This is a genomic window from Enterobacter sp. 2VL (assembly GCF_005503595.1).
GTDB classification, from domain to species: Bacteria; Pseudomonadota; Gammaproteobacteria; order Enterobacterales; family Enterobacteriaceae; genus Enterobacter; species Enterobacter cancerogenus.
In genome coordinates this window covers 33,981-57,915 of sequence record NZ_SCNE01000004.1, presented here as the reverse complement: position 1 = coordinate 57,915, position 23,935 = coordinate 33,981, and the positions used below count along the sequence as shown (strand labels likewise).

Here is a 23,935-nt window from a genome sequence, read left to right as displayed (position 1 = left end):
GGGAACGATGGGCAATGATTTATCACTCAGGCGTACGCTGATGAGCATAGGGTTGCTGGCTGCTGCGGGGGCGTTGTCGCCTGCGTATGCCAACACAACCTGTGTCGGCAACCAACTGGAGAATGGGGTACTCAATTTTCAACTTCCGGCCATTATCCGTGTAGATCCCGATCTCCCGGTGGGTTCCATTATCTATGAAGACAGTATTGAGAGCGGTCGGGTTGAGATGGAGTGCCAGAGCACCGGCAATAAATACAAAGGCTACGTTGCGTTAACCGACAGCGATGCGCGCAACGGGGTTATGGAGGGCGTTTATCAGACTAACGTTCCGGGCATCGGCATCCGTATGGCGCAAGCCCAGGACAGCACCGCGACCTTTACCTCTTCAGACATTATCACGCCGATGCATTTTGTCAGTTACGGTGGCAGCGGATGGAGCATCATTGATACCACCTTCCATGGCGCGCTTCAGCTGGTTGTCACGGGAGAGGTGAAAGAGGGGTATCTGGATACGTCAAGGCTGTCAGCAGAAGAGAAGTGGGGACAGGATGTGGTAGCGCAGATGCGCCTCTCCCCCGGCAGTGTGCAAATCGTAACGGCATCGCATACCTGCAATCTGGTGGATAAAAATATCTATGTCCCACTGAAAACGGTGAATGCCGGGGATTTTGATAATAACTATTCCGACATTCTCACTGATGAGCGTTTCAAAATCTCCCTGACCGAGTGCTCGGCGGATACCCGTGTGGACTTCCGGTTCACCAGTAGCGGTTCTACCGGGGTAACCAATGGTCACACCCTGAACATTGCCGATAGCGCCCAGGCCGCCTCGGGGATAGGTATCCAGATTCTGGATAAGAATAATACTCTGCTGACGTTCGACCAGGACTACACCGCCACCACCAGCACGGGCGATAAAGAGGCCGTGGATATTCCATTGAAAGCGCGGTACATCAAAACGGGTGATGTGAGACCTGGCAAAGTCGATGCCGTTGCGACATTTGATGTGTTCTACCGATAAATGCACCACACCCGCGCCAGCGGGTTAAGTGCGATCAATTTTCTAACCTCATTAACCCTCTCTTTTCATCTGGTTATTTCTTAAACCCTTAATTCTCGTAGGGCCGCTTACTGCTTGCTATGCCGCCAGCGTTTCGCATATTATTCTGCGGTCATAATAATAATTCTCGTTTACGTTATCATTCACTCTTTCATCAGAGAACCATCATGGCGCTTTCCAATACTGCTCAGCCAATAAATACGACGCTGCGTAAAATCGCAGTTGTTGTCGCCACAGCGGTTACCGGCATGTCTGCATATGCACAGGCGGCTGAAACCCCGAAAAAAGAAGACACCATCACCGTTACTGCCGCGCCGGCTGCACAGGAAAGTGCCTGGGGCCCTGCTGCGACGATTGCCGCAAGACAATCCGCTACCGGGACCAAAACGGATACCCCTATTCAAAAAGTTCCGCAGTCCATTTCAGTGGTCACTGCAGAAGAGATGGCGCTGCATCAGCCTAAATCCGTGAAAGAAGCCCTCAGCTATACCCCGGGCGTTGCGGTGGGCACGCGTGGTGCATCCAATACCTATGACTATCTGATCATCCGTGGTTTCGCTGCCGACGGCCAAAGCCAGAACAACTATCTGGATGGCCTGAAGATGCAGGGCAACTTCTATAACGACGCGGTGATCGACCCTTATATGCTGGAGCGCGCTGAAATCATGCGCGGTCCGGTTTCCGTTCTGTACGGAAAAAGCAGCCCTGGCGGCCTGCTGAACATGGTGAGCAAGCGCCCAACCACGGAGCAGCTGCGCGAGATCCAGTTCAAAATGGGCACCGACAACCTGTTCCAGACCGGCTTCGACTTCAGCGATGCGATCGATGACGACGGCGTTTACTCTTACCGTCTGACCGGCGTGGCGCGCTCCAACAATGCGCAGCAGGATGATAAAGGCGAGCAGCGTTACGCCATCGCGCCAGCGTTCTCCTGGCGTCCGGACGATAAAACCACCTTCACCTTCCTCTCTTACTTCCAGAACGAGCCGGAAACGGGCTACTACGGCTGGTTGCCAAAAGAGGGCACGGTTGATCCGCTGCCAAACGGCAGCCGTCTGCCGACCAATTTCAACGAAGGTGCGAAGAACAACACCTATTCCCGTAACCAGAAAATGGTGGGATATAGCTTCGATCACGCCTTCAACGATACCTTTACCGTGCGTCAGAACCTGCGTTATGCGCAGAATAAAACCTCGCAGAACAGCGTGTATGGCTACGGTATGTGCTCCGATCCGCTCTATTCAAGCAATCCGGCAACCAGCCCGTGTGCGAGCGTTCCACAGTCCCAGTGGGGTCATACGCTGACGCGTCAGTACGTCATTGATAATGAGAAGCTGGAAAACTTCTCTGTCGATACCCAACTGCAAAGCAAGTTCGCGACGGGTGCTGTCGATCATACCTTGCTGACCGGCGTTGATTTCATGCGTATGCGTAATGATATCGACTCCTGGTTCGGCTATGCCGGCTCCGTTGCGCCTTCGGATATCTACAACCTGGATCGCGGTGACTTCGATTTCGGTTCGCACCCTGGCCCATCCGGGGCTTATCAGGTGCTGAACAAGCAGAAGCAGACCGGGGTATACGCACAGGATCAGATCGAGTGGGATAAAGTTCTGGTGACGCTGGGCGGACGTTATGACTGGGCGAAACAGGATTCCCTGAATCGCGTTGCCGGCACGACGGATTCCCGTAACGACAAAGAGTTTACCTGGCGTGGCGGTGTTAACTACCTGTTCGATAACGGGGTAACGCCTTACTTCAGCTACAGCGAATCCTTTGAACCTTCTTCTCAGGCAGGTGAGGGCGGTAAGATCTTTGCACCGTCTAAAGGCAAACAGTACGAAGCGGGCGTGAAATACGTGCCAAGCGATCGTCCTGTCGTCGTGACCGGTGCGCTGTACCAGCTTACCAAATCTAACAACCTGATGGCCGATCCGGCGGGGGGCATTTTCTCCGTAGAAGGCGGCGAGATCCGTGCTCGCGGCGTCGAGCTTGAAGCGAAAGCGGCGTTGTCTGCCAGCGTGAACGTTGTCGGTTCTTACACCTACACCGACGCTGAATACACCACCGACACCAATTACAAAGGCAACACGCCGGCTCAGGTGCCAAAACACATGGCGTCAGTATGGGGCGATTACACCCTGTTTGACGGCGCGCTGTCCGGCCTGACCCTGGGAACAGGCGTACGTTACACCGGCTCCAGCAAAGGTGACCCGGCGAACAGCTTCACCGTGGGCAGCTACACCGTGGTGGATGCGCTGGTCCGTTACGATCTGGCCCGTGTTGGTCTGGCGGGTTCCAACGTGGCGCTGCACGTGAACAACCTGTTCGATCGTGAATACGTTGCCAGCTGCTTCAACACCTACGGTTGCTTCTGGGGTGCTGAACGTCAGGTTGTCGCGACTGCGACCTTCCGCTTCTAATCTCTCTTCGGGCACGGTTTTCCGTGCCCTTTTTATTAAAGTTGGCTGACATGCAGGACAATAAAACGCGCTCCGACACCACCTTTGCTCTCAACAACCTCTCCTTTCGCGTACCCGGGCGCACGCTGCTGCATCCGCTCTCTTTGACATTCCCTGCCGGGAAAGTGACGGGCCTGATTGGTCATAACGGCTCAGGCAAATCAACGTTGCTCAAAATGCTGGGGCGTCATCAGCCGCCGTCGGAAGGCGAGATCCTGCTGGACGGTCAACCGCTGGAGAGCTGGAGCAGTAAAGCCTTTGCCCGCAAGGTGGCGTATCTGCCGCAGCAGTTACCGCAGGCAGAAGGGATGACGGTGCGCGAGCTGGTGGCGATTGGGCGTTATCCGTGGCACGGTGCGCTCGGTCGTTTTGGTGTCGCCGACAGAGAGAAAGTGGACGAGGCGATTGCGCTGGTAGGCTTAAAGCCGCTGGCGCACCGTCTGGTGGATAGCCTGTCCGGCGGCGAACGCCAGCGGGCGTGGATTGCGATGCTGGTGGCGCAGGACAGCCGCTGCCTGCTGCTTGATGAACCGACCTCGGCGCTGGATATCGCCCACCAGGTTGACGTTCTTGCGCTGGTGCATCGCTTAAGCCAGCAGCGTGGCCTGACGGTGATCGCGGTGCTGCATGATATTAATATGGCCGCGCGCTACTGCGATTATCTGGTGGCGCTGCGTGGCGGAGAGATGATTGCCCAGGGCACACCTTCTGAACTGATGCGCAGCGACACGCTGGAGCACATTTACGGTATTCCAATGGGTATTTTGCCTCACCCTGCCGGGGCCGCACCGGTGAGCTTCGTCTACTGATGCAGGATCCCATCTCACTTAGCCGCCGCCGTCTGTTAACGGCGATGGCGCTCTCACCCCTGCTGTTCAACATGAACAGGGCTCAGGCGGCTGCGATCGATCCGCACCGCATCGTTGCCCTGGAGTGGCTGCCGGTCGAGCTGATGCTGGCGTTGGGCATCACGCCCTACGGTGTGGCCGATATTCCGAACTATACCCTGTGGGTGAACGAGCCAAAATTACCCGATTCGGTGATCGACATCGGTCTGCGCACCGAACCGAATCTTGAACTGCTCACGCAGATGAAACCATCATATCTGTTCTGGTCAGCGGGATATGGGCCGTCGGAAGAGACGCTGGCGCGTATCGCGCCTGGCCGGGGTTTTTCCTTTAGCGACGGGAAAAAACCGCTGACAATGGCGAAAAATTCCATTAACGAGATGGCGCAGTTCCTGAACCGCGAAGCGGCGGCGAAACGCCATCTTGACGAATTCGATGCCCTGATTGACTCCCTCAAACCGCGCTTTGCCCACCGTGGCGATCGGCCTTTGCTGATGGTCACGCTGCTGGACGCCCGTCATATGCTGGTCTTTGGTAAAAACTGCCTGTTCCAGGAAGTGCTCGACAGCTTTGGGATCCGCAATGCCTGGGAAGGGGAGATGACCTTCTGGGGCAGCACCACCGTGGGTATCGACCGTCTGGCGGCGTTTCGTGATGTTGACGTTCTGTGCTTCGACCATGGCAACGAGCGCGAGATGCAAACCCTGATGGCAACCCCGCTGTGGCAGGCGATGCCGTTTGTGCGCTCTCAACGTTTCCTGCGTGCGCCAGCGGTGTGGTTCTACGGTGCAACGCTGTCGGCCATGCATTTCGCCCGCGTGCTGGACACGGCGCTGGGAGGCAAAGCATGAGTTCACGTATTGCACGTTTTCCGGCCCTGCTGCTGACGCTGATTTTTATCGCGGCGCTAACGTTGACCGGGTTCAATCTGTCGACGGCTTTGCCCCGCAACCAGTGGGGCGCAGCCCTCGCCGCGCCGGATATCGATAACATTCAACAGATGCTGTTCCACTACAGCCTGCTGCCGCGCCTGGCGATTTCGCTGCTGGTGGGAGCCGGGCTGGGGCTTGTCGGCGTCTTGTTCCAGCAGGTGCTGCGTAACCCGCTGGCAGAACCGACGACGCTCGGCGTCGCGACGGGCGCGCAGCTTGGGATCACCATCACGACGCTTTGGGCGCTGCCTGGGGCGTTAACCACGCAGTTTGCCGCGCTTGCCGGAGCATGTGTGGTCGGCGCGCTGGTGTTCGGCGTCGCCTGGGGTAAACGTCTCTCGCCGGTCACCTTGATTCTGGCCGGTCTGGTAGTGAGCCTCTACTGCGGGGCGATTAACCAGCTGCTGGTTCTGTTCCATCACGATCAGCTGCAAAGCATGTTCCTGTGGAGTACCGGCACGCTCACGCAAACCGACTGGAGCGTGGTGCAGCGTCTGTGGCCGCAGCTGATCGGCGGTGTGGTGTTGACGCTGCTGCTTTTACGTCCGCTGACGCTGATGGGGCTGGATGATGGCGTCGCGCGTAATCTCGGGCTGGCGCTGTCGCTGGCACGTCTGGCCGCGCTGACCCTGGCGATTGTGCTCAGTGCGCTGCTGGTAAACGCGGTGGGCATCATCGGCTTTATCGGGCTATTTGCACCGCTGCTGGCGAAAATGCTCGGTGCGCGCCGTCTGCTGGCGCGCCTGATGCTGGCCCCGCTCATCGGGGCGCTGATCCTCTGGCTTTCCGATCAGCTTATCCTCTGGCTGGCGCGCGTGTGGATGGAAGTCTCGACCGGTTCGGTGACGGCGCTGATCGGCGCGCCGCTGCTGCTGTGGCTGCTGCCACGCCTGCGCAGCATCAGCGCACCGGCCATGGATGCCGGGGATAAAATACATGCAGAGCGGCAGTCGGTGCTGTGGTTTAGCCTGGCCGGGCTGGCGGTGCTGATTATCGCCGCCTTCGCGGCGCTTTCTCTGGGACGTGATGCGACAGGCTGGCACTGGGCGACGGGCGACCTGCTCCACGAACTGTTGCAATGGCGCTGGCCGCGGATCTTCTCCGCGCTGATTGCGGGTGTGATGCTGGCGGTTGCGGGCTGTATTATTCAGCGTCTGACCGGTAACCCGATGGCCAGCCCGGAAGTGCTGGGGATCAGCTCCGGCGCTGCGTTCGGTGTGGTGCTAATGCTGTTCCTCGTGCCGGGAGATGCCTTTGGCTGGCTGATGCCTGCCGGGAGTATCGGCGCGGCGGTGACGCTGCTGATCATTTTGATTGCCTCCGGTCGCGGCGGCTTCTCCCCGCACCGTATGCTGCTGGCCGGGATGGCGCTCAGTACGGCGTTTACGATGCTGCTGATGATGTTACAGGCCAGCGGTGATCCACGTATGGCGCAGATCCTGACCTGGATCGCCGGCTCTACCTATGGAGCCACCGGCAGCCAGGTGATTCACACCGGGATCGTGATGATCGTGCTGTTGGCCATTGTGCCGCTGTGTCGACGCTGGATGACTATCCTGCCGCTTGGCGGTGAAACCGCGCGTGCGGTGGGGATGGCGCTGACGCCAACGCGGGTGGGACTGCTGCTGCTGGCGGCATGTCTGACGGCCACGGCGACCATGACCATCGGCCCGCTGAGCTTTGTGGGGTTAATGGCGCCGCATATCGCCAGAATGATGGGGTTCCGCCGGACGATGCCACACATCGTCATGTCTGCCCTGACGGGCGGCGTGATGCTGGTCTTTGCTGACTGGTGCGGAAGAATGGTGCTGTTCCCGTATCAGATCCCAGCCGGGCTGCTGTCGACCTTTATCGGTGCGCCGTACTTTATTTATCTGCTGAGAAAGCAGAGTCGGTAGGATGTATTTCACCCTCTCCCTGCGGGAGAGGGTGTTTACCTACCTTCTCCCTCTCCCTGTGGGAGAGGGCCGGGGTGAGGGCATCAGGCCGCACATCATTACAGCTTCGCAAACACCTTACGCGCTGCGTCGATGGTCTTATTGATATCGTCTTTGCTGTGCGCCACGGACATAAAGCCCGCCTCAAACGCTGACGGTGCCAGATACACGCCTTCTTCCAGCATCAGGTGGAAGAAGCGCTTGAAGCGTTCCACGTCGCACTTCACCACGTCCTGATAGCAGGTCACGGTTTTCGCCTCGGTGAAGAAGATCCCGAACATGCCGCCAACGTGGTTCACCACCAGCGGAATACCCGCTTCTTCAGCCGCCTCCAGCAGGCCGTCGGCAAGCTGGGTGGTCAGGTCGGTGAGGGTGTTATGAATACCCGGCTGCGCGACCTCGGTCAGACAGGCAAAGCCCGCCGCCATGGCAATCGGGTTACCGGAGAGCGTTCCCGCCTGGTACACCGGGCCGGTTGGCGCGAGCGCTTCCATCACCTCTTTGCGCCCGCCAAACGCACCTACCGGCATACCGCCGCCGATGATTTTGCCAAGGCAGGTCAGATCCGGGACGACGTCGTAGTAAGACTGCGCGCCCGCCAGCGCCACGCGGAAGCCGGTCATCACTTCATCGATAATCAGCAGCGCGCCAAATTCGTCGCACAGGGCGCGCAGGCCCGGCAGGAACTCGGGCTGAGGCGGAATACAGTTCATGTTGCCCGCGACCGGTTCAACGATAATGCAGGCGATCTCCTGTGGATACTGCTCGAACGCTTCGCGAACGGTGTTGAGATCGTTATAGGTGCAGGTCAGGGTGTGCTTAGCGAAGTCCGCAGGTACGCCCGGAGAGTTTGGCTGGCCGAGGGTCAGCGCGCCGGAGCCGGCTTTTACCAGCAGGCAGTCCGCGTGGCCGTGGTAGCAGCCTTCAAATTTGATGATCTTGTCGCGGCCGGTAAACCCGCGCGCCAGACGGATCGCGCTCATGGTCGCTTCCGTGCCCGAGTTCACCATGCGCACCATGTCCATCGTCGGCACCAGTTCGGTCACCAGCGCCGCCATTTTGACTTCCATCTCGGTTGGCGCGCCGAAGCTCAGACCGCGCTGGGCCGCTTCAATCACCGCGTTGCGGATAGCCGAGTGGTTATGCCCCAGCACCATCGGACCCCAGGAACCGACATAATCGATATAGGCTTTGCCATCGACATCAAACAGGTACGCGCCGTCAGCGCGTTCAATAAACAGCGGCGTTCCACCTACGCCGGTAAAGGCGCGAACCGGCGAGTTCACGCCGCCTGGAATAAGCTCGCGGGCTGCACTGTAGAGGTTTTCTGACTTGCTCATGGCGTGGTTCCTGGTTCGTATAAAATGATTAAGCACACTATTCTAAGTGATCCGCGGAGGGTTATGAAATGTTTGCCCTAATAACGCCTAAACAATTGTTAAGGATTATTCAGAGGACGATGGCGCAGTCTCTGATAAAATCCTTGCGGCAATTTGTATGACGATAAAAGAACCGGACATGAAATCAGACTCTCCTTCTTTTGAAGAACAACAGTTTACGCGTGCGCAGCGACGCATCAGCATTCGTCGATTGCTTAACCGCGATAAGACTCCGCTGGCTATTTTGCTGGCCGCCGCCGTGGTAGGCACCGTTGCGGGGCTGCTGGGCGTGGCGTTCGAAAGGGCGGTCAATAGCGTCCTCAACTGGCGTATCGGCACCATCGCCGGGTATGCGGATCGCGAGTGGCTGGTCTGGGTATGGGCGTTTGGCCTGTCGGCACTGCTGGCGATGGTGGGGTATTTTCTGGTGCGCAAATTCGCGCCGGAGGCGGGCGGATCCGGTATCCCGGAAATTGAGGGGGCGCTCGAAGAGATGCGTCCGGTGCGCTGGTGGCGCGTAATCCCGGTGAAATTCATCGGCGGCATGGGCACGCTCGGGGCGGGCATGGTTCTCGGCAGGGAAGGGCCGACGGTGCAGCTCGGGGGTAACGTCGGGCGCATGATCGGCGATCTGTTCCGCATGCGCAGCGCCGAGGCGCGTCATACGCTTCTGGCAACCGGTGCGGCGGCGGGGCTTTCCGCGGCGTTTAATGCGCCGCTGGCGGGCATCCTGTTTATTATTGAGGAGATGCGCGCCCAGTTTCGCTATAACCTGATTTCGATTAAAGCGGTGTTCACCGGCGTAATCATGTCGAGCATTGTCTTTCGGATTTTCAATGGCGAAGGAGCCGTCATTGAAGTCGGTAAGTTGACCAATGCGCCGGTCAATACTCTGTGGCTTTACCTGGTGCTCGGGATGATTTTTGGCGTCGTCGGCCCGCTTTTCAACACGCTTATTTTGCGCGCGCAGGATATGTTCCAGCGCATTCACGGCGGCAATACGACCAAATGGGTGCTGGTAGGCGGACTGCTGGGTGGGGCCTGCGGCATCCTTGGGTTTATCGAGCCGAATGCGGTTGGCGGCGGGTTCGGGCTGATCCCCATCGCGGTGGCGGGAAATTTCAGCGTTGGGCTGCTGTTGTTTATGTTTATCTCGCGCGTTATTACCACGGTGCTGTGCTTTTCCTCCGGCGCGCCAGGCGGCATTTTCGCCCCCATGCTGGCGCTTGGCACGCTGCTGGGTACCGCGTTTGGCATGGCGGCGGCCTCGGGTTTTCCGGCGTATCATCTCGAGGCAGGGACCTTTGCGGTGGCGGGAATGGGGGCGCTGCTGGCGGCCTCGCTTCGCGCCCCGTTGACCGGGATCGTGCTGGTTCTTGAGATGACCGACAATTATCAGCTCATTTTGCCAATGATCATTACCTGCCTCGGCGCGACACTATTAGCCCAATTCCTCGGTGGAAAACCGCTATACTCCACCATTCTTGCCCGTACCCTGGCGAAACAGGAGGCTGAACAGGCCTCGACGCAGAATACTTGAATGAATTACCAGGGTATTAGATAATGAACAAAAGAATTGGGTGATTTTTACCCAATCGCAGTAAGCAGTATTCATGGGAGCATAAGATGAGTGATGACGTAGCGCTGCCGCTGCAATTTACCGAAGCAGCAGCCAACAAAGTGAAAACCCTGATTGCCGACGAAGACAATCCGGATCTGAAACTGCGTGTCTATATTACGGGCGGCGGCTGTAGCGGCTTCCAGTACGGTTTTACCTTTGACGACCAGGTGAACGATGGTGATATGACTATCGAGAAGCAGGGCGTCGCGCTGGTGGTTGACCCGATGAGCCTGCAATATCTGGTGGGCGGTGCGGTTGACTACACCGAAGGTCTGGAAGGTTCGCGTTTTGTGGTGACCAACCCAAATGCGACAAGCACCTGCGGGTGTGGTTCTTCGTTCAGCATCTAAAGCTGAATGCACATACAGGCCCGGTTAGCGTAGCGCCACCGGGCTTATCAACGACAGTTATCTAGCATTTTCATCCAGCGCAAACGTCGGCAGTTTCAGGTGCCAGCGTATCGCCGCTAAACGTATCACCAGCGTCACCACCATTCCCAGCATCGCCGCATTTTCCAGCGGAACGGCAAAGGTGTAATACGCCGTCGCATGAACGATCCCGCCGATAATACAGGCCGTCGCGTAGATTTCCGTTCGCAGGATCATCGGGACTTCACGCGCCAGAATATCGCGAATGATGCCGCCGCCTACGCCGGTTAACACCCCCATACAGATCGCCACCATCGGGCCGGTTCCGGCAAGAAATGCTTTGTTTACGCCGATGCCCACAAACACGGCCAGGCCGACGGCATCCAGCACCGGAAGCACCCATTTGGGTAGCCTGCGGGGCTGTCGCACCAGGACAATGGTTAACAGACAGGTGACCATCGCCACCACCATATCGGTTGGGTCTTTGACCCAAAATACCGGACCGTTGGCCAGCGCCATGTCGCGGATCGTCCCACCGCCAACCGCCGTGACCACGCCCAGGACTAATACGCCAAACGGATCCATGCGCAGTTTCCCGGCGAGTAACACGCCGGAGATAGCAAAAACGGCTGTGCCAAGTATATCCAGCCAATACACGAGCATCCTGAAATCCTCGAAAGGGGGCCTGTAACGATGTTAATGGCTCTCTGCCAGCGCGGCACAGAGTTGTTTTGCGGCGAGGATAATACGCGGGCTGGCGCGTTCAAACCAGTCGCTGTTTAGGGCGATTACCGGAATTTTGAGCTGGCGTTGCCAGAATTGTTCTATTTTAGGAATCTCACTCGCATTTCCGACCACCACAATTGCCTGCGGCTGCCGGGCGAGTACCTGTTCCCGACTGACCTGCGGCCACGGCACGCGGCTTGCGGCAAAGATATTTTCGCCACCGCAGAGTTCAAGCACCTGGTTCTGGATGGAGCCTTTGCCAGTGGTGAACAGCGGCTGGCTGCCAAACTGCAGGAAGACCCGTTTTTTGGCGGGAGTATCATATCTGGCTTTCAGCGCCGCATAGTCGCTGAGCATCTGCTGTGCAGCCTGTTCGGCTTTTTTCGGCGTAGGGCTAAAAGGGGCGAGGGCGCGCAGCGCCTGGGCAACTTGCTCGACGCTCACTGCATCTACCCACATCACCTTGATCCCAAGCGACGCAAGCTGGTTAACCTGACGTTCGGCATTGCCGCCGCGCCAGGCCAGCACCAGGTCCGGCTTTAGCGCCACAATGCGCTCCAGATTCATTCCCTGCCAGGTGGCGACCTGTTCGATGCCTACGGCCTGCTCTGGGTAATCTGAAAAGCTGCTGACGCCGACGGGGACGATCCCGGCCGCGAAGGCCAGTTCGGTATTTGCCGGCGAGAGGGTAATGACGCGCGGCGCAGCGAGCAGCCAGGCCGGGGCGAGCAGAAGCAGGGCGCTCAGCGCCCTTACGATCCCTTTACCCACGAGCCAGTTTCTGCACCAGGGTTTCCACCATCACGGTGGACTGTTTTGCCGCAACGGCCAGGAACTCGTCGAAGCTCAGGTGCGACTGCTGGTCGGCCACGTCAGAGATGGCGCGAACCACCACGAACGGCACGCTGAAGTTATGGCAAACGTGGGCGATAGCGGTGGCTTCCATCTCAACGGCCACGGCCTGCGGGAAGTTATGGCGAATTTTCGCCAGGCCTACAGAACCGTTGATAAAGGCATCACCGCTGACGATCAGCCCGCGAACCGCGTTGAGGTTCAGCTCAGCAATGCAGTTTTCCGCGGCGGCAACCAGTTTATCGTCGGCTTTAAAGCCTGCCGGGCAGCCCGGAAGCTGGCCGTACTCGTAGCCAAAGGCCGTCACGTCCGCATCGTGATAACGCGCTTCGTCAGACACGACGATATCACCCACTTTCAGCGTCGGTGCCAGACCGCCCGCAGAACCGGTATTAATGATGAGGTCCGGTTTGCAGCGTTCGAGCAGCAGCGTGGCGCCCAGCGCCGCAGCCACTTTACCGATGCCTGATTTCAGCAGAGCAACGTCAACGCCGTTCAGCTGGCCGGTATAAATCTCACAGCCACCCAGCGAAAGGGTCTGACGGTTCTCGATTTTGTCACGCAGCAGCGTAACTTCTTCTTCCATTGCACCAATAATGCCGATTTTCATAGATTTACTCGCGATGTGCCTTGTTAAGGGGCATAGTCTATCATGCGGTTAAGAGGAAACGCATTCTCACGCGGGGGAGCACATGTCACCAATCGATTTTCGAACCAAAATTAACTGGCACCGTCGTTTCCGTTCGCCGCAGGGCGAAAAGAGCGAACATGAGATTTTGCGCATCTTCGAAAGCGACCGTGGGCGCATCATTAACTCTCCGGCGATCCGCCGTCTGCAGCAAAAAACGCAGGTGTTCCCGCTGGAACGTAACGCGGCGGTGCGCACGCGCCTGACGCACTCTATGGAAGTTCAGCAGGTGGGGCGTTACATCGCCAAAGAAATTTTGAGCCGCCTCAAAGAGCAGCGGCTGCTGGAGACCTATCACCTTGACGAGCTGACCGGGCCTTTCGAAAGCATCGTCGAGATGGCCTGCCTGATGCACGATATCGGCAATCCGCCGTTTGGTCATTTCGGCGAGGCGGCCATCAATGACTGGTTTAAACAGCGACTTTTCCCCACGGACGCGAGCAGCCAGCCGCTCAGCGACGACCGCTGCGTGGTGCGAGATTTACGCCTTCGCGAAGGGGAAGAGGGGCTAAACGATCTGCGGCGCAAGGTGCGTCAGGATCTGTGTCATTTCGAAGGGAATGCTCAGGGCATTCGTCTGGTGCACACCCTGATGCGCATGAACCTGACGTGGGCACAGGTGGGCTGCATCCTCAAATATACGCGCCCGGCCTGGTGGATGGGGGAAACGCCCGCCACCCACAGCTATCTGATGAAGAAACCGGGGTATTATTTATCCGAAGAAGAGTATATAGCGCGGCTGCGTAATGCGTTGTCATTGACCCCGAACGGGCGCTTTCCATTGACGTGGATTATGGAGGCTGCCGACGACATCTCCTATTGTGTGGCCGACCTTGAAGACGCCGTAGAGAAAAGAATATTTAGCGTCGAAGAACTTTATCAGCATCTTTATGACGCCTGGGGTAAACATGAAAAAGGGTCTTTGTTTGCGCAGGTCGTAGAAAATGCCTGGGAGAAATCGCGTGCGAATACGCTGAGCCGCAGCACGGAAGATCAGTTCTTTATGTATTTGCGGGTCAATACATTAAATAAACTGGTGCCGTATGCCGCCTCGCGTTTTATTGATAACCTGCCGATGGTCTACAGCGGCGAATTTAATCACGCGTTGCTGGAAGATGACAGCAGCTATAGCCAACTGCTTGAGCTCTATAAAAATGTCGCGGTGCGCCACGTTTTCAGCCACCCGGACGTGGAGCAACTGGAGCTGCAGGGATACCGGGTGATCAGCGGTTTGCTCGACATTTATCAACCCCTGCTGCAATTATCCGTCGATGAATTTAGCGAGCTGGTGGAAAACGAGCGCGTGCGGCGAATTCCGATTGAATCCCGGCTGTATCAAAAACTGTCGACCCGCCATCGTCTGGCCTATGTCGAAGCCATCAGTAAACTGGACAGGAACGCTGCTCAATGGCCGGTGATGGAATATTATTATCGCTGCCGCCTTATTCAGGACTATATCAGCGGCATGACAGATTTGTATGCCTGGGATGAATACCGCAAGCTGATGGCGGTTGAATAAGCCAGGAGTTTTGTAAAGACGACCAATAAATTTTTACTTTTTCCATAAACTTAATCCCGGAACTAAGCGGTATAAAACGAATCTGAGTTACACAGCAATTTTGCGTTATCTGTAAATTGAGATTGAGAAACATGAAAAAAACCACGTTAGCAATGAGTGCACTGGCTCTGAGTTTAGGTTTAGCGCTGTCTCCTCTGTCTGCTACTGCAGCCGAGACCGCGTCTTCGGCAGCAACCGCGCAGCAGATGCCAAGCCTGGCACCGATGCTCGAGAAGGTGATGCCATCGGTGGTGAGTATCAACGTTGAGGGCAGCACCACCGTCAATACGCCGCGCATGCCGCGTAACTTCCAGCAGTTCTTTGGTGATAACTCACCGTTCTGCCAGGACGGTTCGCCATTCCAGAGCTCCCCATTCTGTCAGGGCGGTGGCCCAGGGGATGACGGTCAGGGCGGTGGCGGCCAGCAGCAGAAATTCATGGCGCTCGGTTCGGGCGTTATTATTGACGCCGCGAAAGGCTATGTCGTGACCAACAACCACGTTGTTGATAACGCCAGCACCATCAAAGTGCAGTTGAGCGATGGCCGTAAGTTCGACGCCAAAGTCGTCGGCAAAGATCCGCGCTCGGATATCGCGCTGATCCAGATTCAGGATCCGAAAAACCTGACGGCGATTAAGCTTGCTGACTCTGATGCCCTGCGCGTCGGTGACTACACGGTCGCTATCGGTAACCCGTTTGGTCTGGGTGAAACCGTGACCTCCGGTATCGTTTCTGCGCTGGGCCGTAGCGGCCTTAACGCGGAAAACTACGAAAACTTCATTCAGACGGATGCGGCCATCAACCGTGGTAACTCCGGCGGTGCGCTGGTGAACCTGAACGGCGAGCTGATTGGTATCAACACCGCGATCCTCGCCCCGGACGGCGGCAACATCGGGATCGGCTTTGCTATCCCAAGCAATATGGTGAAAAACCTGACCGCGCAGATGGTGCAGTATGGCCAGGTGAAACGCGGTGAGCTGGGGATTATGGGCACCGAGCTGAACTCCGAACTGGCGAAAGCCATGAAAGTTGACGCTCAGCGCGGCGCATTCGTAAGCCAGGTCATGGCGAACTCGTCTGCGGCGAAAGCGGGCATCAAAGCGGGTGATGTGATCACTTCCCTGAACGGTAAGCCGATCAGCAGCTTTGCCGCTCTGCGCGCCGAAGTGGGTTCCATGCCTATCGGCAGCAAAGTGACCCTTGGCCTGCTGCGTGACGGTAAGCCGGTTAACGTGAGCCTTGAGCTGCAGCAGAGCAGCCAGAATCAGGTAGATTCCAGCACCATCTTCAGCGGTATCGAAGGGGCTGAGATGAGCAACAAAGGCCAGGATAAAGGCGTGGTGGTGAATAACGTGAAGGCGAATTCACCGGCTGCCCGTATCGGCCTGAAAAAAGGCGATGTCATCATGGGTGCTAACCAGCAGCCGGTGAAAAACATTGCTGAACTGCGCAAAATTCTCGACAGCAAACCTTCCGTGCTGGCGCTGAATATTCAGCGTGGTGATACCTCTATCTATCTGCTGATGCAGTAATTCCCTCAAGCCCCTGCACACTGCGTGCAGGGGCTTTTCACTTTTCTGTGACCCTTTCCACAAGTCCATACTTCTCTCCCTGAGTTTGTGCATCTGCACAATGCAGCGCTGTCGGTACTCCCCTATGCTTGAGCTCTGCTCACAGGAGGGTTACATGGCTGGCTGGCATCTCGATACCAAAATGGCGCAGGATATCGTGGCGCGCACCATGCGCATCATTGATACCAATATCAACGTAATGGATGCCCGCGGGCGCATTATTGGCAGCGGCGACCGTGAGCGGATTGGTGAATTGCACGAAGGGGCGCTGCTGGTGCTCTCCCAGGGCCGCGTGGTGGATATCGACGATGCGGTGGCGAAACACCTGCACGGCGTGCGCCAGGGGATCAACCTGCCGCTGCGTCTCGAAGGCGAAATCGTTGGCGTGATCGGCCTGACCGGCGAACCTGAATCGCTGCGTAAATACGGCGAACTGGTGTGCATGACCGCTGAGATGATGCTGGAGCAGTCGCGCCTGATGCACCTGCTGGCGCAGGACAGCCGCCTGCGTGAAGAGCTGGTCATGAACCTGATTCAGGCGGAGGTGCACACCCCGGCGCTGAGCGAGTGGGCACAGCGGCTGGGTATCGATCTTAATCAGCCGCGCGTGGTAGCGGTTATTGAAGTTGACAGCGGCCAGCTTGGCGTGGACAGCGCGATGGCGGAGCTGCAACAGCTGCAAAATGCCCTGGCGACGCCGGAGCGCAATAACCTGGTGGCGATCGTCTCCCTGACCGAAATGGTGGTGCTGAAGCCCGCGCTGAATGCCTTTGGCCGCTGGGATGCGGAAGACCACCGCCGCCGCGTGGATCAGCTGATTGCGCGCATGAAAGAGAACGGTCAGCTGCGTTTTCGCGTGGCGTTGGGAAATTACTTCACAGGACCAGGAAGCATTGCCCGATCGTGGCGCACCGCGCGTACCACCATGATGGTGGGGAAGCAGCGCATGCCGGAGAGCCGGAGTTATTTCTATCAGGATCTGATGCTGCCGGTGCTGCTCGACAGCCTGCGCGGCGGCTGGCAGGCCAACGAGCTGGCGCGCCCGCTGGTGCGTCTGAAAGCGATGGATAATAACGGCCTGCTGCGCCGGACGTTGCAGGCGTGGTTCCGCCATAACGTGCAGCCCCTGGCGACGTCAAAAGCGCTGTTTATTCATCGTAATACGCTGGAGTATCGGCTTAATCGAATTTCGGAGCTGACGGGGTTGGATCTGGGGAATTTCGACGACCGGCTGCTGCTGTACGTGGCGCTTCAGCTGGATGAGCAGAGATGATGCTGTGTGCGGTTTTCACCCTCTCCCTGTGGGAGAGGGCCGGGGTGAGGGCATCGGGCCGCACCGTTACTTATTGCGCGTAAGCTTCTCAAGATCCGCTTCAATCTCGCTGATCTTATGGGTGACAACGCTTTCCAGATGACGGAGGTCATCCAGGATCTTACGTTTGAGATCGACTTCAGTACGATCGCGCTGGCAGATCTGATCAAGTTCATCGATCACGTAGCGCAGGTTAGGGCTGATTTCCTGAACTTCTTTGTACCCCTGGCCGATCCCGTCGGCTACAACGGTCTTACGCTGGCGCGGGTATTTAAACTTCACGCTTTTGGCGAAAAACTCTCCTTTGTCCTTGTGAAAATAGATTTTCAAAATATCGTTGTTGGCTTCCTGGCGAAGGCTGTAACGATCAATTTCATCAGGATTGGTAATGCCCAGACTTTTCAGATTGTCGTACATAGCGGTACCCTTTATCTCAACATAACCTTTGAATAATTAACGAAAAAATCCCTTTTTGCCACTCTCCGATTCAAAATTCGCGGAGTCGATCCTGATTGCTTCCCGACTGCACGTAAAAGAGCAGGCCAGAAACGGGCGCATCTTTGAAAATCCATACTCAGTATTCGCCTGCCTGCGCTCAGGGAGGGAACAGTAATCTAACTCGTTTATTGTAGTTTTTGGCTACCTCGTCAAGAGGAAATCAATATGAGAGTGAAATTGCTACCGTAGCCGCCATCAGAAATTGTCGGTAAATAAGCAGTCGCAATGAAAAAAGGTGTTCAGGGGATCGGTGGCTATCAGGGCCCGGCAGGGGGTTGGGGCGCGGTAAAAGCCGTCGCGGCGTCGGTGTTTTCACAGCGTGCCGTGGCCCGCGATATTATCGCCATGTTTAAGATGAACCAGGTCTCGGGCTTTGATTGTCCGGGGTGCGCATGGCCTGACCCAGGCCATCGGGCATCCATGGAGCTGTGTGAAAACGGTGTGAAGGCCGTTTCCTGGGAGACCACCAGCAAGAAAGCCTCGCCTGCGTTTTTTAGCCGCCATCCGGTTTCTGCCCTCTGGCATTACAGCGACTATGAACTGGAAAACGTGGGGCGTCTGACCCATCCCATGAAGTATGACGCCGCGACGGACTGCTGGCAGGCGGTGGAATGGGACGTGGCGTTCCGGGAAATCGGCGAGCGCCTTGGCAGCTACGCTTCCCCGGAACAGGTAGAGTTTTATACCTCCGGGCGTACCTCTAACGAGGCGGCGTTCCTGTACCAGCTTTTTGCGCGCGAATACGGCAGCACTAACTTCCCGGATTGTTCCAACATGTGCCACGGCCCCACCAGCGCAGGCCTGACGCGCTCGATTGGCCTGGGAAAAGGGACGGTGGAACTGGACGACTTTGAGCACTGCGATCTGGTGATCTGCATCGGGCACAACCCCGGGACCAACCATCCGAGAATGCTGACTACCCTGCGGGAGGTGGCTAAACGCGGCGCCAAAATTATCTCGATTAATCCGCTGACTGAGCGGGGACTTGAGCGTTTCAGTTTCCCGCAAAGCCCGAAAGAGATGCTTACCGGGCAGGTAACGACGCTGAGCCATCGTTATTACCAGGTCAAAATGGGGGGCGATGCGGCGCTGCTCAAAGGGATAATGAAAGCCCTCATTGAGAGGGATGAAGCCCGGGCCTTGCTTAACCAGTCGCCCTGCCTTGACCATGCGTTTATCGCAGAACATACCGACGGCTATCCGGCGTTGTATCAGGATTTGCGACAGTGCAAATGGGCTGAACTGGAGCAGGCAAGCGGGCTGACGCGCAGCCAGATGGAAGACCTGGCGGAAAGCTACAACAAGTCGCGCGCGACGATCGTCTGCTACGGGCTTGGGATCACCCAGCATAAAAACGGCACGGAAAACGTCCAGCAGCTCGTTAACCTTTTGCTGCTCAAGGGCAACATAGGTAAACCCGGCGCGGGGATCTGCCCGCTGCGCGGTCACTCTAACGTGCAGGGTGACCGGTCGGTCGGGATCAACGAAGCCGCGCCGGAAGCGTTCCTGCAGCGTCTGGAAGAGCATTTTTCCATTCAGGTTTCGCGTAAGCACGGGCGTTCCAGCGTGGAGAGTATCCGGGCGATCGAGCGTGGCGATGCCAAAGCGCTTATCTGCATGGGCGGCAACCTGGCGGTGGCCATGCCGGAACCACAGCGCACCTTTGCGGCAATGAAAAAGCTGGATATGCAGGTCCACATAGCCACAAAGCTTAACCGCTCGCACCTGCTGCTGGCGAAGCATAACTACCTGTTACCTGCGCTGGGCAGAACCGAGCGTGATATGCAGGCGACGGGCATCCAGTCCGTGACCGTCGAAGATTCTATGTCGATGGTCCATGCTTCATGCGGCGGGTTAAAGCCGGCCTCGCGCGCGTTAAAGTCAGAGCCTGCTATCGTCGCCGGAATGGCACGCGCCACGCTGCCGAACTCCCCGGTGAACTGGGAGGCGATGTGCGGGAACTATGCGCTGATCCGCGAGGCCATTGAGGCCGTTATCCCGGCGTTTGCCGATTACAACGCGCGTATTGCCCGGCCCGGCGGTTTTCGTATGGACACGCCAGCGTCACGTCGGGAGTGGCACACGCCGAATGGCAAAGCAAACTTTGTTGTCGGGCGTCATGTCTGTGCTGAGCATCCGCATCGGCCTGACGATACGCTGATCCTGGCGACGCTGCGCAGCCACGATCAGTACAACACCACGATCTACGGGCTGAACGATAGGTATCGCGGGATCACCGGTCGCCGTGATGTCGTCTTCCTGAGCAAGGTCGAAGCTACGGCGCGCGGGCTGGTGGAGGGCGATGTCGTCAACGTTCAGGCGCTAAATGAAGAGGGTTTGCCAGCAGAAGGGCGCGAAATGCGGGGGCTGACGGTGGTGATCTACAACATGGCAGCCGGATCGATAGGGGCGTATCTGCCGGAGGCGAATGTCCTGCTGTCGCTGGAGGCGGTCGATAAGGAAAGCCTGACGCCAGCCTATAAAAGCGTGCCGGTCGTTATCGCGAAAGCCCGGTAAAACAAAACCCGCCAGAAGGCGGGTTTTTTACGTCTGGCGTATTGTCGAACGGATTAATCGATGGTGCGCAGCAGTTCGTTGATGCCCACTTTACCGCGCGTTTTCGCGTCCACTTTCTTCACGATAACCGCACAGTACAGGCTGTATTTGCCATCTTTTGACGGCAGGTTGCCGGAAACCACCACGGAGCCAGCCGGTACGCGGCCATAATGCACTTCGCCGGTTTCACGATCGTAAATACGGGTGCTCTGACCGATGTACACGCCCATGGAGATCACGGAGCCTTCTTCAACGATCACGCCTTCAACCACTTCAGAGCGTGCGCCGATGAAGCAGTTGTCTTCGATGATGGTTGGGTTAGCCTGCAGCGGCTCCAGAACGCCACCGATGCCGACGCCGCCGGAAAGGTGAACGTTTTTACCGATCTGCGCGCAAGAACCCACGGTCGCCCAGGTGTCCACCATGGTGCCTTCGTCAACGTAAGCACCGATGTTCACGTAGGAGGGCATCAGCACGGTATTGCGTGCGATGAACGCGCCCTGACGCACGGCCGCAGGTGGCACCACGCGGAAACCTTCTTTCTGGAAACGCGCTTCGTCGTAGTCCGCGAATTTCATGGGCACTTTGTCGAAGTAGCGGCTTTCTGCTCCGTCGATAACCTGGTTATCGTTGATACGGAAAGAGAGCAGCACGGCCTTCTTCAGCCATTGATGAGTCACCCACTGACCGTCAATTTTCTCTGCGACACGCAGTGCGCCGGAATCCAGCAGAGAAATCACCTGGTTTACGGCTTCACGGGTAACGGTATCCACATTTGCCGGAGTGATCTCGGCGCGACGCTCAAAGGCGGACTCAATAACGTTCTGTAACTGCTGCATTGTTTACTCTTTCCATTTCACTAAAAAACACGTCACCCTTTATCGTTTGGATTGAGGGCCGCTGTCAACCGTTGTTGTACTTCAAGTTGCAGCTCATTATTAAGGGCACGCCGGTCGGCGGTGGCGATTATAAATAAATCTTCTACTCGCTCGCCAATGGTTGTAATTCGGGCGCCATGGAGCGAAATTCCCAGATCGGCAAAAACCTGGCCGACCCGGGCGAGCAGCCCTGGCTGATCGAGCGCAATGAGTTCGAGGAACGATTTGCGGTCGGTATGTGTCGGCAGGAAATTGACCTCGGTATCGACGTTAAAAGGTCGCAGTTTGGCCGGTTGCCTGCGCGGCTGCGGTGGCTGCCAGCTGCGCTGGGTGATCGCCTGTTCAAGCCCAAAGCGTATCGCTTCATGCCTGTCCGACGACAGCGGGCTGCCGTCCGGCTCCAGTACGATAAAGGTATCCATCGCCATGCCGTCGCGGGTGGTGAAAATCTGTGCGTCGTGAACGCTCAGGTTTCGCCTGTCCAGTTCGGCGCAAACGGCGGCAAACAGATATGGCCGGTCAGGGCTCCAGATGAAGATCTCCGTCCCGCCGCGCGTTGCCTGCGGGCTGAGCAGGATCATCGGCTCTGACAAATTATGTTTAAGCAGGTGCCGCGCATGCCAGGCGAGCTGGTTTGGGCTGTGGCGCACAAAGTAGTTGGCGCGACAGCGCGCCCAAATCTGATGCAGCGCCTCTTCGTTAATATTTTCCATACGCAGCAACGCCAGCGCCTGAACCTGATGATGGCGCACGCGCTCGCGCATGTCCGGCGTGTTTTGCATCCCGCGGCGCAGCTGTTTTTCCGTGGCGAAATAGAGCTCGCGCAGCAGGCTCTGCTTCCAGCTGTTCCACAGCGTTTCGTTGGTGGCGCAGATATCAGCCACGGTCAGGCACACCAGATAGCGCAGCCTGTTCTCCGTCTGGACCGCTTCGGCGAACTGCTTAATGACTTCAGGATCCTGAATGTCACGACGCTGAGCGGTAACGGACATCAGCAGATGATGACGCACCAGCCAGGCGACGAGCTGCGTCTCGCGGGAGTTCAGCCCGTGCAGCTCGGCAAATTTGAGAATGTCCTGTGCGCCCAGCACCGAGTGATCGCCTCCGCGCCCTTTGGCGATGTCGTGGAACAGCGCGGCGATGAGGATCAGTTCCGGATGCGCCAGACGCGGCCACAGCTCGACGCACAGCGGATGGCGGGAGCGTGTCTCTTCCTGGGCAAAGCTCTCAAGCTTAAGCATCACGCGGATGGTGTGTTCATCCACCGTGTAGGCGTGGAACAGATCGAACTGCATCTGGCCGACGATATGCGACCACTGCGGCATATAGGCCCACAGCACGCTGTGACGGTGCATGGGCAGCAGGCCGCGGCTGACGGCTCCCGGGTGGCGCAGCATGCTCAGGAACAGGGCGCGTGCTTCCGGGATGTAACACAGCGGCTGGCGCAGGTGACGACGCGCATGGCGCAGGTGGCGCAAGGTCGTGGAGTAGATGCCGGTAATGGTGCTGTTGCGAACCATGGTATAGAACATGCGCAGGATCGCTTCCGGTTCGCGCATAAACAGCGTTTCGTCACGCAGATCGATAAGCGTGCCGCGCAGCTGGAATTCATCATCGATCGGGCGCGGCTTTTCGTCAGCCGTCAGCGCCAGGATCGCTTCATCGAAAAGCTGGAGCAGCATCTGGTTCAGCTCGCTGACGCGGCGGGTGACGCGGAAGAAATCCTTCATCATCTGCTCAACCGGCTCGTTGCCTTCACCGCGATAGTTCAGGCGCTGGGCGACGCTGAGCTGACGATCGAACAGCAGGCGGTTATCGTAGCGGGTGAGTTCCAGATGGAGCGCAAAACGGATGCGCCAGAGCAGGTGCAGACACTCGTTCAGTTCGTTGCGCTCGGCTTCGGTCAAAAAGCCAAAACCGACCATCTCGTCCATCGAGGTGGCGCCAAAATGCCGGCGGGCGACCCACTGCAGCGTATGGATATCGCGCAGGCCGCCAGGGCTGCTTTTAACATCCGGCTCAAGATTGTAGCTGGTGCCGTGGTAGCGCTGGTGGCGCTGATTCTGCTCCTCGACCTTGGCCGCAAAGAATTTTTCCGAGGGCCAGAAGCCGTCGCTGAAGACGTGTTTTTGCAGTTCAAGGAACAGCGCAACGTCACCAATCAGCAGGCGGGTTTCAATCAGGTTGGTCGCGACGGTGAGGTCCGATAGTCCTTCGAGCAGACACTCTTCCAGCGTGCGCACGCTGTGGCCCACTTCGAGCTTCACGTCCCACAGCAGGGTCAGCAGTTCACCCACTTTTTGAGCCTGGTCGTCCGGCAGCCTTTTGCGGCTTAAGATCAGTAAGTCGATATCCGAAAGCGGATGCAGTTCACCGCGGCCATAGCCCCCCACGGCAACCAGTGCCAGGTCGCCAATCTGCCCGAAGCCATAGTCGATCCACAGGCGCTGCAGAAGCTGGTCAATAAATTCGGTGCGCGCTTCGATCAGCTGCTCGGCAGAAATACCCGCGTCGAACGCGCTGCCCAGCCAGCGATGGAACACCTCCATGTGGGCTTTGATGTGGGCGCAGGTCAGTTCGTGCGGCGGCCAGACGCCCGGGTTATCAGGCTGGTCGGGGAGGGTGGGAAGGGCTGTGTTAGCATACTGTTCGGGTAAAAGATTACTCATCGTGCGCCACCCATAAGAAA

Annotated in this window: 18 protein-coding genes; 11 read left to right on the top strand and 7 right to left on the bottom strand. The window is 57.5% G+C overall.

Going from position 1 to position 23,935, the window contains the following annotated elements; translation table 11 throughout:
* The first annotated feature begins 40 nt into the window (after positions 1–40).
* The 5 genes from FFS28_RS11080 (at position 41) to fhuB (ending at position 7,200) form a co-directional block, all read left to right on the top strand.
* Positions 41–1,021, top strand: a complete 981-nt coding sequence (locus FFS28_RS11080; protein WP_249357435.1) for a fimbrial protein — start codon at positions 41–43, stop codon at positions 1,019–1,021.
* A 206-nt stretch (positions 1,022–1,227) separates the two neighbouring features.
* Positions 1,228–3,483 carry a ferrichrome porin FhuA gene (fhuA, locus tag FFS28_RS11075; RefSeq protein WP_006173651.1) on the top strand — a complete coding sequence of 752 codons (2,256 nt, stop codon included), beginning with the start codon at positions 1,228–1,230 and terminating at the stop codon, positions 3,481–3,483.
* 50 nt (positions 3,484–3,533) lie between these two features.
* A complete protein-coding gene (gene fhuC / locus FFS28_RS11070) occupies positions 3,534–4,331 on the top strand; it encodes a Fe3+-hydroxamate ABC transporter ATP-binding protein FhuC (RefSeq protein WP_006173646.1) in 798 nt (265 codons plus the stop codon).
* The gene (gene fhuD / locus FFS28_RS11065) at positions 4,331–5,221 is read left to right on the top strand and encodes a Fe(3+)-hydroxamate ABC transporter substrate-binding protein FhuD (protein ID WP_102891404.1); all 891 of its coding nucleotides are present in this window, start codon (positions 4,331–4,333) and stop codon (positions 5,219–5,221) included. Before fhuC ends, fhuD begins: the two co-directional genes overlap by 1 nt.
* Positions 5,218–7,200 (top strand): Fe(3+)-hydroxamate ABC transporter permease FhuB, encoded by a 1,983-nt coding sequence (gene fhuB, locus FFS28_RS11060; protein ID WP_137849552.1) that lies wholly within the window; start codon positions 5,218–5,220, stop codon positions 7,198–7,200. The genes fhuD and fhuB overlap by 4 nt, the downstream gene beginning before the upstream one ends.
* A 98-nt stretch (positions 7,201–7,298) precedes the next feature.
* Here fhuB and hemL read toward each other — a convergent pair whose 3' ends face one another.
* Entirely contained in the window at positions 7,299–8,579 is a 1,281-nt protein-coding gene (gene hemL / locus FFS28_RS11055) for a glutamate-1-semialdehyde 2,1-aminomutase (protein ID WP_137849551.1), read from the bottom strand.
* A gap of 178 nt (positions 8,580–8,757) precedes the next feature.
* Here hemL and clcA point away from each other — a divergent pair, with 178 nt between their 5' ends.
* The gene (clcA, locus tag FFS28_RS11050; protein ID WP_042320453.1) at positions 8,758–10,158 is read left to right on the top strand and encodes a H(+)/Cl(-) exchange transporter ClcA; all 1,401 of its coding nucleotides are present in this window, start codon (positions 8,758–8,760) and stop codon (positions 10,156–10,158) included.
* An 86-nt stretch (positions 10,159–10,244) separates the two neighbouring features.
* Entirely contained in the window at positions 10,245–10,589 is a 345-nt protein-coding gene (gene erpA / locus FFS28_RS11045; protein WP_006173633.1) for an iron-sulfur cluster insertion protein ErpA, read from the top strand.
* 57 nt (positions 10,590–10,646) lie between these two features.
* Here erpA and FFS28_RS11040 read toward each other — a convergent pair whose 3' ends face one another.
* The 3 genes from FFS28_RS11040 to mtnN are packed head-to-tail and all read right to left on the bottom strand — an operon-like array spanning position 10,647 to position 12,795.
* A complete protein-coding gene (locus tag FFS28_RS11040) occupies positions 10,647–11,270 on the bottom strand; it encodes a TRIC cation channel family protein (RefSeq protein WP_006173631.1) in 624 nt (207 codons plus the stop codon).
* Positions 11,271–11,303: 33 nt separating this feature from the next.
* Entirely contained in the window at positions 11,304–12,104 is an 801-nt protein-coding gene (gene btuF / locus FFS28_RS11035; RefSeq protein ID WP_137849550.1) for a vitamin B12 ABC transporter substrate-binding protein BtuF, read from the bottom strand.
* Positions 12,097–12,795 (bottom strand): 5'-methylthioadenosine/S-adenosylhomocysteine nucleosidase, encoded by a 699-nt coding sequence (gene mtnN, locus FFS28_RS11030; protein WP_058609716.1) that lies wholly within the window; start codon positions 12,793–12,795, stop codon positions 12,097–12,099. The genes btuF and mtnN overlap by 8 nt, the downstream gene beginning before the upstream one ends.
* Before the next feature lie 82 nt (positions 12,796–12,877).
* On the opposite strand from mtnN, the gene dgt reads away from it, so the two are divergent.
* From dgt to cdaR, 3 genes are all read left to right on the top strand, one after another.
* Positions 12,878–14,392 carry a dGTPase gene (gene dgt / locus FFS28_RS11025; protein WP_088208902.1) on the top strand — a complete coding sequence of 505 codons (1,515 nt, stop codon included), beginning with the start codon at positions 12,878–12,880 and terminating at the stop codon, positions 14,390–14,392.
* A 131-nt stretch (positions 14,393–14,523) separates the two neighbouring features.
* Complete coding sequence (gene degP / locus FFS28_RS11020; protein ID WP_006173627.1) at positions 14,524–15,963, top strand: serine endoprotease DegP; 1,440 nt, start codon at positions 14,524–14,526, stop codon at positions 15,961–15,963.
* Between the two features lie 154 nt (positions 15,964–16,117).
* Entirely contained in the window at positions 16,118–17,275 is a 1,158-nt protein-coding gene (gene cdaR, locus FFS28_RS11015; protein WP_137849549.1) for a DNA-binding transcriptional regulator CdaR, read from the top strand.
* A 66-nt stretch (positions 17,276–17,341) separates the two neighbouring features.
* Here cdaR and FFS28_RS11010 read toward each other — a convergent pair whose 3' ends face one another.
* Positions 17,342–17,731: a DUF3461 family protein gene (locus FFS28_RS11010; RefSeq protein ID WP_006173625.1), complete on the bottom strand. Its 390-nt coding sequence runs from the start codon at positions 17,729–17,731 to the stop codon at positions 17,342–17,344.
* A 306-nt stretch (positions 17,732–18,037) separates the two neighbouring features.
* Here FFS28_RS11010 and FFS28_RS11005 point away from each other — a divergent pair, with 306 nt between their 5' ends.
* Positions 18,038–20,329 (top strand): FdhF/YdeP family oxidoreductase, encoded by a 2,292-nt coding sequence (locus tag FFS28_RS11005; RefSeq protein WP_137849548.1) that lies wholly within the window; start codon positions 18,038–18,040, stop codon positions 20,327–20,329.
* 53 nt (positions 20,330–20,382) lie between these two features.
* Here the strand turns inward: FFS28_RS11005 and dapD are convergent, their stop codons facing one another.
* A complete protein-coding gene (gene dapD / locus FFS28_RS11000) occupies positions 20,383–21,207 on the bottom strand; it encodes a 2,3,4,5-tetrahydropyridine-2,6-dicarboxylate N-succinyltransferase (protein ID WP_008501915.1) in 825 nt (274 codons plus the stop codon).
* 32 nt (positions 21,208–21,239) lie between these two features.
* Complete coding sequence (gene glnD / locus FFS28_RS10995; protein WP_101738203.1) at positions 21,240–23,915, bottom strand: bifunctional uridylyltransferase/uridylyl-removing protein GlnD; 2,676 nt, start codon at positions 23,913–23,915, stop codon at positions 21,240–21,242.
* Positions 23,916–23,935: the final 20 nt, after the last annotated feature.